Source organism: Streptomyces sp. NPDC018019 (assembly GCF_044327805.1).
In the GTDB taxonomy this organism is placed as follows: Bacteria; Actinomycetota; Actinomycetes; order Streptomycetales; family Streptomycetaceae; genus Streptomyces.
Map to the genome: position 1 here is coordinate 97,796 of NZ_JBIRGD010000010.1, position 13,230 is coordinate 111,025.

Consider the following 13,230-nt stretch of genomic DNA (forward strand, 5'->3'; position numbering starts at 1 on the left):
GCCCCGGCCGTCGTTCCAGTGGAGCCTGGTGACAGGCCCCTGTCCCTTACAGCGCCGTGCGCCGCGAAAGCGTCACAGGCCGGGTCCGGCGGGCTCTGGACGCGGGGTGCGCCCTGGCCGTAGCGTGCGGGTCCGCGCCGACCGGCGCGGTCGCCGGGCGCACGTCCGGTGCGGGGAGGGGCAGGTCGGGCAACAGCCCGGATGCCCCGGGGCGCGGGCGGTCGGGTTACCGTCAGCGGGGACACACGGGTTACCAGGAGTACCCGCGGTGCCCGAGAACAGCGAATCAGCGAGGACCGGGCGGCGGACTTTCCGCGTGCGACAGGATGGACCCGTGCGAGGGGACGACACTCAGCCGGACGACGGCCGGCTGACGGTCGCCGTACAGGCGGCGCAGGGCGGCGACGAGGCGGCGTTCCGTACCGTCTACCGCGCCGTGCACCCGCGGATCGTCGGATATGTACGGACTTTGGTGGGGGATGCGGACGCCGAGGACGTCGCCTCCGAGGCATGGCTCCAGATCACCCGCGACCTGTCCCGCTTCAGCGGCGACGCCGACCGCTTCCGCGGCTGGGCCGCGCGGATAGCCCGCAACCGGGCCCTGGACCATCTGCGGATGCGCGGACGCCGCCCGGCGATCGGCGGCGACGAGACCGAACTGGCCGACAAACCGGGCGCCTCGGACACCGCGGACGAGGCCCTGGAGGCCCTCGGCACCGGCCGCACCTTCCGCCTCATCTCCCGGCTCCCGCAGGACCAGGCCGAAGCCGTCGTGCTGCGCGTGGTGGTGGGCCTGGACGCGAAGAGCGCGGCCGGAGTGCTGGGCAAGCGGCCCGGCGCGGTACGCACCGCCGCGCACCGCGGACTGAAGCGGCTGGCCGACCTGCTCGGCGCCGGCGGCGAGGACGGCGACGGCACCGGACCCATGGACGGGGAGCCCGCACCGGGCGCCGGACGAGGCGGGGGCGCGGCGGAATCGTACGTACCGGGTGTGACGGAAACGGGCGCACGAACGCAGAAGGACATGTGATGGCCGACGACCGGTACGACTGGCTCGACGAGGAGGCCGCGGAGCGACTGCTGCGCGGCGAACCCGCCGGTTCTCCGGACGGCGTCGGCGCCGCGGAACTCACCGCCCTGCTGAACGCCGCCGCCGCGGCGGGCCGGAGCCCGGCCCCGGACCGGGCGCTGCCCGGCGAGGAAGCCGCCGTCGCCGCCTTCAGACAGGCGCGTGGCGACGCCTCCGCGTCCGCCGCGGCCCCGGCCGGCAGCCCCGCCACGCCCGACGTGGGAACCGTGCGCGCGTCCCGTGGCGCCGGACCCGCCGCCCGCCCCCGTTTCGGACGTCCGCTGCGGCGCGGGTTCATGGTGGCGCTGGCGGGCTGCGCGCTCGGCGGCGTCGCCGTGGCCGCCGGCGTGGGCGTGCTGCCGACTCCTTTCCACGGCGGGACCGGCCCGGGCCCCGCCACCAGCGTCTCGGCCGCCGAGACGCCCGGCCCGCTCGCCTCCGGCGGCACCGACACCACCACCGGCGGCACCTCCCCCGTACCGGACACCGGCACCGACAGCCCCGGTCCGCTCGCCACCGACACCGGGGACGACGGCGGCACGCGGTCGCCGTCCCCCGGACGGACCGGACAGGACACGCCCCGCCCGGAGGACACCGGCGGCACCGGCGACGGCAGGGGCCGCCCCGACGACCCCGAACGGAAGCCGGACGCCAAGGAGAAGCGCCGGCTCGGCTCCTCGTTCTGCCGCGCCTATGTGTCCGGCAAGGGCTCCGGCCTCGGCCAGGACACGCTGCGCCGCCTGGAGCGCGCGGCAGGCGGCCCCGGCAAGGTGTACGCGTTCTGCCGCCAGTTCCTGTCCCACGGCAAGGGCGACGGCAACTACGAGGGCGGCCGCTACGACGGCGGCGACAAGGGCGGCCACGGCCGGGGCGAGCACGGCCAGGGCGGCCGGGGGCCCGGCCACGGCAACGGCGGCAAGGGCAACGACGAGGACGACGACCGCCACCGACCCGGTCCGCCCTTCGGCCGCCCCTTCTCCGGCACCGCCCACCGGACCGCGCCCGACCCCGCCGGGACCGTCACCACCACACCCGGCGCGCCGGACGAGCTGCGCATCCCCGGAGCGCCCCGCATCGCGCGGGTGTGACGTTTTCCGGGCCCCCGGCGCAGTACGTAGTGAAGCCGACTGGTCATCGGCTTGCTGCGCGAGCCGGGGTTCCCCCCGTACCAACGGCTCGTCGCACCCGGCGCGGGCGGGGCACGTTCCCCCGGCCCTGCCCGCGCTGTCTTGTGCGCCTGAGCCGGCGCCGCTCTCGCGGACGTGGTTGCTGTGGGTGGGGGTGCCTCAATTGATGGCTGGGGTTACTGATGGGGCCTTGGGCCTATTTGTAGATGACTACCTTGTCGCCCACTTTTACCTGGTGGAAGAGGGCGGCGATTTTTTGCCTGTCGCGGACGTTGACGCAGCCGTGGGAGGCGCCGCGGTAGCCGTGGGCGGCGAAGTCGGGGGAGAAGTGGACGGCCTGGCCGCCGCTGAAGAACATCGCGTACGGCATGGGCGTGTGGTAGATCGACGAGACGTGCCGGCGGCTCTTGAGGCCGATCCGGAACGTGCCCTCCCGGGTCGGCGTGTACTGCGCGCCGAACCGGACGTCCATCGCCGAGCGCACGGTGCCGTCCACCATCCACGCGAGCGTGTTGCTCCGCTTGCTGATGCACAGCACCCGGCCCTTGAGGCAGCGGCGGTCGGCGACGGCGACCGGCTTGCTGGTGGGCGGGTACATCTCGAAGCGGGCCGGCGGGCGGGTGAGCGAGCGCAGGGCGTTCCAGGTCGCCCGGTCGAGGGTGCCCGTACAGCGCAGCCCCTGCTTCCGCTGGAAGGCCGTGACGGAGGCGGCGGTGAGCCGGCCGTAGTAACCCGTGGGCTTGTGGCGGAAGAGTGACATCTGCGCCAGACGGGCCTGGAGCGCGCGCACCCGAGGGCCGCGGGAACCCTTGGCCAGGACGGGCCGGGCGGGACCGCGAGCGTGCTTGGCGTGCTTGTTGCTCCTGGCGTTTTTCGCGCTCTTGGCGGGTTTGGTCGCACGGGGCCGTTCGGGGAGCGTCCGGGCAGGGGTGCGTACGGGCAGCGCCTCCGCGGCGAGCGGTGTGCGGCTCTCGGCGGAGGCGGCCGGGGGCGCGGTCGGCGAGTAGCCGCCGGATGGAGTGATCACCACCGTCTTGCAGCCGGCCGTCACGGCCGCCACCAGCAGCCCTGCGGCCACCGCCTGTCCCTTGCGCACCGCGTTTCCTCTCCGCGTCCCTGTCATTGCGTCACCCCCCGTGGCGTCACCGGCCCCTTCCCTTGTTTCCCAGGGCCGCGACGGGACGAACCTGGAAGCGGCCCGGGAGCAGGGGGCACTGACGTGCGGTCGGGCGGCGCCGGTGGCCCGGACCACGCGCCGCCCGAGCCCCCGGCGCCGCTTCACCGGCCCGGCCCAGGGGACACTGTGGAGATGTCACCGCGTCGCCCCTGCCCCGTATGCAGTCGAGAGATCGCCGTCGTCGGCGGACGTTTCGCCCGGCACGACCCGCCGGGGCGGCGTACCGCGCTGGAGCTCGTGTCATGTCCCGGCTCCCGCCGCATCGCCCCGATGCTCGCTCCCGCCGAGCGGTTGTTCGACCCGGAGGAGCCGCCTTTCCCGGGGCAGCAGCCGCTGTTCTGACGGCGGCGACAGGGCCGTGACCTGGACTGGGACTGTGGTTACGGGTGGGCCTGCCGGGTCGCTCGTCGTTCGGCCACTGACGACGTGAACGCCGTCCAGTCCTGCCCGGCCAGGGGCGCCAGCATCGCGCGCCACCCCTCCGCCGCCTCCGGCCCGGCTTCCTCCAAGGCCGCCGCGAACAGTGCGCGCTGACGTTCGTGCAGCTTGCGTTCGAGTTCCGCACCGCGTTCGGTGAGGTGGAGCTCCTTGCGGCGCCGGTCCCGCGCCCCCGGCGTCATCCGCACCATCCGCTCGTCGGTGAGCTTGCGCAGCGGCCCGTTGATGGCCTGCTTGGTCAGCTGGAGCGTCCGGCACAGTTCGCCGACGCTCATCCCGGGCGCGTACGCGAGGAAGGTCAGGATGCGGTGGTGGGCGCGGCCCATGCCGTGTTCGGTGAGGGCTTCGTCGGCCGCTCCGGTGAACGCGCGGTAGGCGAAGTAGAAGAGCGTGAAATCGCGGTCGAAGGCGTCCGGGCGATTAGGGTCAAGCATGTTGACATTTTATCCCGGGGTTCCGTACGCTCGCGACTTAGGACAACGACCTTGACCTAAAAGGTTCACGTGTGAAGAAAGGCCGGTAACCGTCATGCCGGACACCCCCTCGGACAGCGGCCCGCAGGCCGCCCTGCAGATCACCGTCGCCGACCACCTCCTGCGCCGCCTGCGCGAGCTGCGCGTCGAACACCTCTTCGGCGTGCCCGGCGACTACAACCTCGGCTTCCTCGACCAGGTCGCCGCTTCCCCCGGGCACACCTGGGTCGGCACCTGCAACGAGCTGGACGCCGCCTACGCCGCCGACGGCTACGCCCGGCTGCGCGGCGCCGCCGCCCTCGTCACCACCTTCGGCGTCGGCGAACTGTCGGCCGTCAACGGCGTCGCCGGCGCGTACGCCGAATCCGTGCCGCTCGTCGCCGTCACCGGCACGCCCGCCACCGCGGTCACCGCGGCCGGCCGCCCGGTGCACCACACCCTGATGGACGGCGATCACGGGCACTTCGGCCGGATGTTCGCCGAGGTGACCGTGGCGCGCGCCGATCTGACCGCGGACAACGCGCCCGCGGAGATCGACCGCGTACTGCGCGCCATGGTCCGGCACCGCAAGCCGGTCCACCTGAACCTGCCGACGGACGTCGTCCTGGCCCGGGTCCCGGCCCCCGGCGGACCGCTGCTGACGCCGGATGAGCCCGCCGGCCCCGCGGTGCTGCGGGACTTCCTCGCGAGCTGCGCGCGCATGCTGGACGGGGCGCGCAGCGTCACCGTGCTGGCCGGTCATGAGGCCGAGCGGTACGGGCTGCGCGGACCGCTGCGCGACCTGCTCGCCGCCGCGCCGGTCCGGGCCGCCGTGTTCTCCAGCGGGAAGGGCGTGGTCGACGAGACCGCCGCCGGGTTCGTGGGGACGTACACCGGGGAGATCAGCGACAAGCGCGTCCGGGCGGCCGTCGAGGACGCGGACTGCCTGATCCTGGCCGGCGCCCCGGTCGCGGACAGCGTCACCGGCGGCTTCAGCCACCACTTCACCCCGGAGCGCACCATCGAGCTGCGGCCGTGGCGAGCGGCGGCGGGCCGTGCGGTGTACGAGGGGGTGGGGATGGCCGAGGCGGCTGCCGGGCTGGCCGGGCTGCTGCGGGATGTGCGGCTGCCCGTGCCCGAGGGGTACGGGAAGGCCGTCACCTACCCGGATGTCGCTCCCGGCGGCGCCTTGACGCAGCGTCATCTCTGGTCCGCGGTCGGCTCGTTCCTCCCCGAAGGCAGCGTGCTCGTCGCCGAGCAGGGCACTGCCTTCTACGGCGCCCAGGAAGTGCCGCTGCCCGCTAACGGGCGCTTCGTCGGGCAGCCGCTGTGGGGCTCGATCGGCTACACCCTGCCCGCCACCCTCGGTACCGGACTGGCCGCGCCCGCGCGGCGGTCGGTGCTGGTGATCGGGGACGGCTCCCTCCAGCTCACCGCCCAGGAACTGGGCACCATGACCCGGTACGGCGCGACCCCGGTGATCGTGGTCGTCAACAACGACGGCTACACGGTCGAGCGGGCCATCCACGGCGCCACCGCCGCGTACAACGACATAGCCGCCTGGGACTACACGGCCCTGCCCGCCGCCTTCGGCGCGGGCCCCGGCACGGTCGCGGTACGGGCCGAGACCCCGGCCGAACTGGCGGACGCGCTCGCCCTCGCCGCCCGTACGCCGGACGAACTGGTGCTGATCGAGGCGGTGCTGCCCCGCGAGGACGCCCCGGAACTCCTCACGGCTTTGGCACGTCGGTTCGCGGAGCAGAACGCGTACGGGGCCTGAAGCGCGGTACGGGACGCGCGGGCCCGGGGCAGTCCCACGGGCCCGCGCGGCCTATGGCGCCAGCACGTCCAGTTCCGCCATGGCCCCGGCCGTGATCTCGCGGGTCAGCGCCTCGGCGCGGTCCGCGTCGCCGACCCGTACCGCCTCGGCGACCTGGACGTGCAGGGTCACCGCGGCCGGGTCGGGGTCGGTGAACATGACGTGGTGGTGGGTGCGACCGGTCAGGACCGCGGCCACCACATCACCCAGCCGGGCGAACATCTCGTTGCCGGAGGCGGTCAGCACCACCCGGTGGAAGGCCACGTCGTGCACCAGGTACGCGTCGAGCTGCTGGCCGCGCGAGGTGGCGACCATGCCCATCGCCTGCTCGGTCAGCTCGGCGCACTGCTCCGGGGTGGCGTGCCGGGCGGCCAGGCCCGCGGCGGCCGGCTCGACGGCGGAGCGCAGCACGGTCAGCGAGCGCAGCTGCCGGGGGCGGTCCGGACCGGCCAGTCGCCAGCCGATGACGCGCGGGTCGTAGACGTTCCACTCCTCGGTGGGGCGCACGGTCACCCCGACCCGGCGCCGGGAGGCGACCAGGCGCATGGATTCCAGGACCCGTATCGCCTCGCGGATGACCGTACGGGAGACCTCGAAGCGCTCCTCCAGCTCGTCGGTGCGCAAGATCGTGCCCGGCGGGTACTCGCCCGCGGTGATGGCGGGTCCCAGGGACTCCAGTACCCGCGCGTGCAGCCCCTGTCCCGCCCCCTGGTTCTCCATGGGTTCAGCCTACGTTCCCGGGGTGGGCCGCTTTTAAGTATGACTTTTACATCACAGGCTCTTGAATACGTCGTATCCCATGGGTTTCAGTGGGACGACAGACCGAGGTCAAAGAGGACAGCGAGGTACACGGGATGAGCACCCCCCACGTCATCGTCGTGATGGGCGTGGCCGGCACCGGCAAGACGACGATCGGGCCGCTGGTGGCCGCCGACCTTGATGTCCCCTACGCCGAGGGCGACGACTTCCACCCCCCGGCCAACATCGCCAAGATGTCGGCCGGCACCCCGCTCGACGACGCCGACCGGTGGCCGTGGCTGGACGCCATCGGCGCCTGGGCGCACGGCCGGGCCGGCCGGGGCGGTGTCGTCAGCAGCTCGGCGCTCAAGCGGGCCTACCGCGACCGGCTGCGGGCCGCCGCGCCCGGCATCGTCTTCCTGCACCTGACGGGCGACCGGTCGCTGATCGAGTCCCGGATGGCCGAGCGCAAGGGCCACTTCATGCCCACCGCGCTGCTGGACTCCCAGTTCGCCACCCTGGAGCCGCTCGGCGCGGACGAGGCGGGCGTCGCCGTGGACGTGTCCGGCACCCCGCAGGAGATCGCCGGGCGCGCCGTCGCCGCGCTGCGCCGCTACGACACCGGCCGGCCCGCGCCCGCCTGACCGTCTGCCGCGGGCCCGGGCCCGTACGCCCCCGCGTGACCGCCCCGGGGCCACCACCACAACCAGCAACAGCACCCCTTAGGGAACAGCCGTGACACATCTCAGCGTCGAGATGCTGGCAGCGGATGCGACCGAGCCGATCACCTCGGCCGGTCACGCGCAGCTCGGCATCGCCGTCCTCGCGGGCATCGCCGTCATCGTCCTGCTCATCACCAAGTTCAAGCTGCACGCCTTCCTGTCCCTGATCATCGGTTCGCTGGTGCTGGGCGCGGTGGCGGGCGCGCCGCTGGACAAGGCCATCGCCAGCTTCTCGTCCGGCCTGGGCAGTACGGTCGCGGGCACCGGCATCCTGATCGCGCTGGGCGCGATCCTCGGCAAACTGCTCGCCGACTCCGGCGGCGCCGACCAGATCGTCGACACGATCCTGGCGAAGGCGAGCGGGCGCGTGATGCCCTGGGCGATGGTGCTGATCGCCGGCATCGTCGGCCTGCCGATCTTCTTCGAGGTCGGCATCGTGCTGCTGATCCCCGTGGTGCTGCTGGTCGCCAAGCGCGGCAACTTCTCCCTGATGCGCATCGGCATCCCGGCGCTGGCCGGGCTGTCCGTGATGCACGGCCTGATCCCGCCGCACCCCGGCCCGCTGGCCGCCATCGACGCACTGCACGCCAACCTGGGCGTCACCCTGGCGCTCGGCGTGGTCGTCGCCATCCCCACCGCGATCGTCGCCGGTCCGCTCTTCTCCCGCTACGCGGCGCGCTGGGTGGACATCCGCCCGCCGGAGAAGATGGTGCCCGAGCGGGCCTCCGGCGAGCTGGACAAGCGGCCCGGCTTCGGCATCACCGTCGCGACCGTGCTGCTGCCCGTCGTGATGATGCTGGCCAAGGCCCTGGTGGACGTCGTCGTGGACGACAAGGGGACCACGGTCCAGCGTGTCTTCGACGTGGTGGGCTCCCCGCTGATCGCGCTGCTGACCGCCGTCATCGTCGGGATGTTCACGCTGGGCCGGTCGGCCGGCTTCACCAAGGGCCGGATCGCCTCCACCGTCGAGAAGTCCCTCGCGCCGATCGCCGGTGTGCTGCTGATCGTGGGCGCGGGCGGCGGCTTCAAGCAGACGCTGGTGGACGCGGGCGTCGGCCAGATGATCCTGGAGCTGTCCAAGGACTGGAACATCTCCACGCTGCTGCTGGCCTGGCTGATCGCGGTCGCGATCCGGCTCGCGACGGGATCGGCGACAGTGGCCACCATCTCCGCCGCGGGCCTGGTGGCGCCGCTCACCGCGGACATGTCCACCACCCACACCGCCCTGCTCGTCCTCGCCGTCGGCGCCGGTTCGCTGTTCTTCAGCCACGTCAACGACGCGGGCTTCTGGATGGTGAAGGAGTACTTCGGCATGAACGTCGGCCAGACGCTCAAGACCTGGTCGCTCATGGAGACGCTGATCTCCGTCGTCGGGATCGTGTGCGTGCTGCTGCTGTCGCTGGTGTTGTAGCGCCGTTCCCCAGGGCCCGGTGGGCGCCCGGCGTGTGGCCGAACGACCGGCGGAAGGCGTCGATGAAGGCGCTGGCCGAGGCCCAGCCGCAGCGGTGCGCGATGGCGGTGACGGACAGCGCCGGGGTGCCCTGCGTCAGCAGCAACAGGGCGTGGTGCAGGCGCAGTTGCGTACGCCACTGCGGGAAGGTCATGCCCAGTTCGCCGCGGAAGAGCCGGGCGAGGGTCCGCTCGCTCGCCCCGGCCTCGGCGCCCAGCGCGGCGAGCGGGCGCGGGTCGGCCGGGTCCGCGCGCAGCATCGAACAGACCGCCACCAGGCGCGGATCGCGCGGTGTGGGCAGGTGCAGGGCCTGGAGCGGGGCGTGGCGCAGCTGGTCGAGGAGGACGGCCAGCAGGCGCCGCGCCTCCGCCGTGCGCCGGCTGCCCGGACCGCTGTACGCGATGATCAGCTCGCGCAGCAGCGGGCCGACCGCCAGGACGGCGGGCCGGTCCAGCCCCAGCGGATTGGTGTCCACCGGCACGCCGACGGTGTGCAGGTCGGTGTCGCCGTGCGCCCGGTGCTCGTGCACCGTGCCGGCCGGGATCCAGATCGCCCGGGTGGCCGGGGCCACCCAGCTCCCGGCGTCCGTGGTCACGGTCAGCACCCCGCGCCCCGCGTAGACGATCTGGTGGACGTCGTGCTCGTGGGCCGCCACCTCCGTACCCTGCGGCAGGAAACGGGTGATCGTCGTGACGTGCGGCGGGTGATGGCGGAAAACCGGCATGACGTGGCAGCTTATGGGAAGCCCGCCACCGGGTGCGGTCACCAGGATCGGTGCATGACAACGAAGCAGGTGGCCGCTGTCCGGCGGCCGGTCGCGATGATGTCCGCCGGGCACGCGGCGGTGGACTTCTACCAGGGCGCGGTCCCGGCCCTGGTGCCCTTCCTGGTGGCCGAACGCCACTACGGCTACGCCGCCGCCTCCGGCATCGTGCTGGCCGCCACCCTTCTCTCCTCCATCGTCCAGCCGCTGTTCGGCTCGCTCACCGACCGCTGGACGATGCCCTGGCTGATCCCGGTGAGCACGCTGTGCGCCGGGCTGGGCATCGCCCTGTCGGGGCTCGGCGACTCCTACGGTCTGACCTGCGCCGCGGTCGCCCTCTCGGGCATCGGCGTCGCCGCCTACCACCCGGAGTCCGCGCGGCTGGCCCGCGTCGCCGGCGGCGGCAGCCATGTCGCGATGGGCTGGTACTCCCTCGGCGGCAACATCGGCTTCGCCCTCGCCCCGGCCGCCGTCGGACCGCTGCTGTCCGCGGGCTCGCTGAGCGCGTCGCCGTGGCTGGTGGTGCCCGCGGTGGCCGGTGTCCTGCTGACCGCTTCGGTGATCCGCGTCCTGGCGCCGCGGGCGGCCGTCGCCAAGGCCGCGGCGCGCCGGGCGGGCCGCGACAACTGGCCGGAGTTCCTGCGGCTGACGGCGGTCATCGTCTGCCGCTCCATCGTCTTCGTCGGCCTGAGCGCCTTCATCGCGGTCTACGCCGGGCAGCGGGTGGGCGGCGGTGCCACCGCGGGCTCGGTGGCCCTGTTCGTGCTGTTCGCGGGCGGCGCGGTGGGCACCGTGCTGGGCGGCCGGCTGGCGGCCCGGTGGGGCCGGGTCCGTACCGTGCGGATCGCCTACGCGGCCACCGTGCCGGCCGTCGCCGGGCTGGTGCTCGTCCCCGGCCCCGCGCTGTACGTCTTCGCCGCCCTGACGGCCACCGCCCTGTACGTGCCGTTCTCCCTGCACATCACGCTCGGCCAGGACCTGCTGCCGAACCGCATGGGCACCGCGAGCGGCGTCACCCTGGGCCTGGCGGTCAGCGTCGGCGGTGTCGCCACCCCGGCCATCGGCGCCCTCGCCGACACCACCGGCCTGCGGACCGCGCTGCTGCCGCTCATCGCGCTGTGCGGGGTGGCCTGGCTCGTCGCGCGGACGCTGACCGAACCGGGGGACGCCGACCGCGCCCCGGCGCCCTCGGCGGAGGACGCCGGGCGGCCGGCCGTCAGCGCGCCGCGGCCGTGAGGACGCCGTACCGGGCCAGTTCGTCCGGCAGGCCGGAGGCGTCGTCGGCGGCGTACGCCACGTAGCCGTCGGGCCGGACGAGGAACACGCCCTCGCCGTACGCCTGGCGGGCGTGGCCCTCGGTGTCGAGCAGGTCGGGGGCGGGGCCGCCGACGCGGCACGTACGGATCATCTCGCCGTGCAGCGCCGGGAGTTCGGCGTCGCCGATGCCCAGCAGGGTGAAGTGCGGGCCCTGCAAGACCTCGAAGAGGCGGCGTGGGGTGCCGTCCGGGGTGGTGCAGGGCGCGTCGGGGGCCCGGTCGCCCGCGCGCAGGGCGCCGTCGGCGAGGCCGGTGCGCCGCTCGGTGGCGAGCGGTCCGTCCGGGTACCCGACGCCTATCTGGTGCAGGTCGCTGCCGCGCCGCATGTCCCCCGACCGGTGCAGCCGGGTGCTGACGTCCAGGATGCCGGCGGCGACCGGCAGCCGCTCGGCCTCGTAGGTGTCGAGCAGGGACTCCGGCGCGCCGTGCCGGAGGACCTGGCCCAGTTTCCAGCCGAGGTTGTAGGCGTCCTGGACGCTGGTGTTCAGGCCCTGGCCGCCGGCGGGGGAGTGCACGTGCGCCGCGTCGCCCGCGAGGAAGACCCGGCCCACCCGGAACCGGTCGGCACGGGCGGCGTTCGGGCGGAAGGTGGAGGACCACAGCACCTCGTGCACCTGGTCCGGGGTGAGGTGGGTGCGCTCCGCGACGAGCTTGCGCACGGCGTCGGGGGTGGTGTCCGGCTCCGCCGCGGGGTCCGCGAAGCCCGCCATGAGCTGGAAGTAGTCGTTCAGCGGCGCCGGGAGCAGGGCGACGAAATCGGTGGCGGTGAAGCCGCCCCACATGTGCCAGTGCCGCTGGTCCAGCCCGTCCAGCCGGACGTCGGCGAGGAGCATCGGATACGGCGCGACGCTCTCCCCGGTCATGGTGACGCCGAGTGTCTTGCGCACCGTGCTGCGCCCGCCGTCCGCCGCGACCAGGTAGGCGGCGCGCACCGTACGGGCGGTGCCGTCGGTGCGTACGACCCGGGCCTCGACGCCGTCCGCGTCCTGCGTGAAGGACTCCAGCGCGGCCCCGAACGCCACCGTGCCGCCCAGCTCGGTCAGCCGCGCGTACTGGATCTCCAGGTTCCGCCACTGCGGGACCATCATCATGGTGCCGTACGGGGTGGACGGCGTCGGTTCGACGGCTTCCACGAACACGTACTCGTCGACCATGCGGCCGTCTTTCCAGGACCCGATCTTCGGGTACCGGGTGCTGCTCGCCCGGAGCGCGTCGAGCACCCCGAAGTCCTCGTAGACCTCCTGCGTACGGGGCTGGATGCCGCTGCCGCGGGTGCCGGGCGACAGCCGGTCCTGCCGTTCCAGGGCCAGGGCCCGCACACCGCGCCGGGCGAGGTCGAGGGCGAGGGCCAGACCGGTCGGCCCGGCCCCGGCGATCAGCACGTCCACGGACTCGGGCAGGACGTCGGAGGGGGCCACGGGTGCGTCCTTAACGTTGTTAAGTTCCATGCTCCCGAGGGTGCGCTTAACGGTGTTAAATTGTCAACATGGCTACGAGACTCGACCGGAAACTGGTGGCGGAGACCGCCCTGGGCCTGCTGAACGACGTCGGCCTCGAAGGGCTCACGCTGCGCCGTATCGCCAAGGAGCTGGACGTCCAGGCGCCCGCCCTGTACTGGCACTTCAAGAACAAGCAGGAGCTGCTGGACGAGATGGCCACCGAGCTGTTCGTGCGGATGACCGCGCCGGTGGTCGAGGCCGGTCGGGACTACGGGGGCGGTGACTGGAAAGGCATGCTCACCCAGGCGAGCCGGGGGATGCGGCACGCGCTGCTCGGCTACCGCGACGGCGGCAAGGTCTTCGGCGGCACCCGGATGCGCTTCCCGGTGCCGATGCAGCCGATGGAGATCTTCCTGACCACGATGCGGGACGCCGGGTTCACCACGAACCGGGCCGCGCGCGCCTGGTTCACCACGTACACCTACACCATCGGCTACGTGATCGAGGAGCAGTCCGTCTTCCCCGTGCCCGGCGATCCGCACCGCGACCCGGCGTACGACCAGGAGGACCGGGAGCGGATCCTGGGCGCCGAGTACCCGCTCACGGCCGCGGCCGGCGTGGAGATGTTCGGCAACACCGCCCGCGGTTTCGAGGACGGCCTGCGGGCCGTCATCGCGGGGATCGAGGCCACGCTGCTGCACGACCGATAGACCGGGAGCC

13 protein-coding genes are annotated in these 13,230 nt (G+C 73.5%); 8 read left to right on the forward strand and 5 right to left on the reverse strand.

Annotated elements, in window-relative coordinates; translation table 11 throughout:
• Positions 1–334: 334 nt before the first annotated feature.
• Complete coding sequence (locus ACH4FX_RS18580) at positions 335–1,030, forward strand: RNA polymerase sigma factor (protein ID WP_398480178.1); 696 nt, start codon at positions 335–337, stop codon at positions 1,028–1,030.
• A complete protein-coding gene (locus tag ACH4FX_RS18585; RefSeq protein ID WP_398480180.1) occupies positions 1,030–2,157 on the forward strand; it encodes a hypothetical protein in 1,128 nt (375 codons plus the stop codon). Before ACH4FX_RS18580 ends, ACH4FX_RS18585 begins: the two co-directional genes overlap by 1 nt.
• Before the next feature lie 235 nt (positions 2,158–2,392).
• On the opposite strand, the gene ACH4FX_RS18590 is transcribed toward ACH4FX_RS18585, so the two are convergent.
• Complete coding sequence (locus ACH4FX_RS18590; RefSeq protein ID WP_398480182.1) at positions 2,393–3,292, reverse strand: L,D-transpeptidase family protein; 900 nt, start codon at positions 3,290–3,292, stop codon at positions 2,393–2,395.
• 213 nt (positions 3,293–3,505) lie between these two features.
• Between ACH4FX_RS18590 and ACH4FX_RS18595 the strand changes: the two genes are divergently transcribed.
• Positions 3,506–3,715: a hypothetical protein gene (locus ACH4FX_RS18595; protein ID WP_398480184.1), complete on the forward strand. Its 210-nt coding sequence runs from the start codon at positions 3,506–3,508 to the stop codon at positions 3,713–3,715.
• 38 nt (positions 3,716–3,753) lie between these two features.
• Here ACH4FX_RS18595 and ACH4FX_RS18600 read toward each other — a convergent pair whose 3' ends face one another.
• Positions 3,754–4,245 carry a MarR family winged helix-turn-helix transcriptional regulator gene (locus ACH4FX_RS18600; protein WP_398480186.1) on the reverse strand — a complete coding sequence of 164 codons (492 nt, stop codon included), beginning with the start codon at positions 4,243–4,245 and terminating at the stop codon, positions 3,754–3,756.
• Between the two features lie 94 nt (positions 4,246–4,339).
• On the opposite strand from ACH4FX_RS18600, the gene ACH4FX_RS18605 reads away from it, so the two are divergent.
• Positions 4,340–6,043: an alpha-keto acid decarboxylase family protein gene (locus ACH4FX_RS18605; RefSeq protein ID WP_398480188.1), complete on the forward strand. Its 1,704-nt coding sequence runs from the start codon at positions 4,340–4,342 to the stop codon at positions 6,041–6,043.
• Between the two features lie 51 nt (positions 6,044–6,094).
• Here the strand turns inward: ACH4FX_RS18605 and ACH4FX_RS18610 are convergent, their stop codons facing one another.
• Positions 6,095–6,802: a FadR/GntR family transcriptional regulator gene (locus tag ACH4FX_RS18610; protein ID WP_398480190.1), complete on the reverse strand. Its 708-nt coding sequence runs from the start codon at positions 6,800–6,802 to the stop codon at positions 6,095–6,097.
• Positions 6,803–6,936: 134 nt separating this feature from the next.
• On the opposite strand from ACH4FX_RS18610, the gene ACH4FX_RS18615 reads away from it, so the two are divergent.
• A complete protein-coding gene (locus tag ACH4FX_RS18615) occupies positions 6,937–7,464 on the forward strand; it encodes a gluconokinase (protein WP_398480192.1) in 528 nt (175 codons plus the stop codon).
• A 91-nt stretch (positions 7,465–7,555) separates the two neighbouring features.
• Positions 7,556–8,953 carry a gluconate:H+ symporter gene (locus ACH4FX_RS18620; RefSeq protein WP_398480194.1) on the forward strand — a complete coding sequence of 466 codons (1,398 nt, stop codon included), beginning with the start codon at positions 7,556–7,558 and terminating at the stop codon, positions 8,951–8,953.
• Here the strand turns inward: ACH4FX_RS18620 and ACH4FX_RS18625 are convergent.
• The gene (locus tag ACH4FX_RS18625; protein ID WP_398480196.1) at positions 8,889–9,716 is read right to left on the reverse strand and encodes an AraC family transcriptional regulator; all 828 of its coding nucleotides are present in this window, start codon (positions 9,714–9,716) and stop codon (positions 8,889–8,891) included. The genes ACH4FX_RS18620 and ACH4FX_RS18625 overlap by 65 nt on opposite strands.
• A 54-nt stretch (positions 9,717–9,770) precedes the next feature.
• Between ACH4FX_RS18625 and ACH4FX_RS18630 the strand changes: the two genes are divergently transcribed.
• The gene (locus tag ACH4FX_RS18630; RefSeq protein ID WP_398480198.1) at positions 9,771–10,991 is read left to right on the forward strand and encodes an MFS transporter; all 1,221 of its coding nucleotides are present in this window, start codon (positions 9,771–9,773) and stop codon (positions 10,989–10,991) included.
• Here the strand turns inward: ACH4FX_RS18630 and ACH4FX_RS18635 are convergent.
• Positions 10,972–12,519, reverse strand: coding sequence for an FAD-dependent monooxygenase (locus ACH4FX_RS18635; protein WP_398480200.1), 1,548 nt, complete (start codon positions 12,517–12,519; stop codon positions 10,972–10,974). The genes ACH4FX_RS18630 and ACH4FX_RS18635 overlap by 20 nt on opposite strands.
• A gap of 38 nt (positions 12,520–12,557) precedes the next feature.
• Here ACH4FX_RS18635 and ACH4FX_RS18640 point away from each other — a divergent pair, with 38 nt between their 5' ends.
• Entirely contained in the window at positions 12,558–13,220 is a 663-nt protein-coding gene (locus tag ACH4FX_RS18640; RefSeq protein ID WP_398480202.1) for a TetR/AcrR family transcriptional regulator C-terminal domain-containing protein, read from the forward strand.
• The last annotated feature ends 10 nt before the right edge of the window (positions 13,221–13,230 follow it).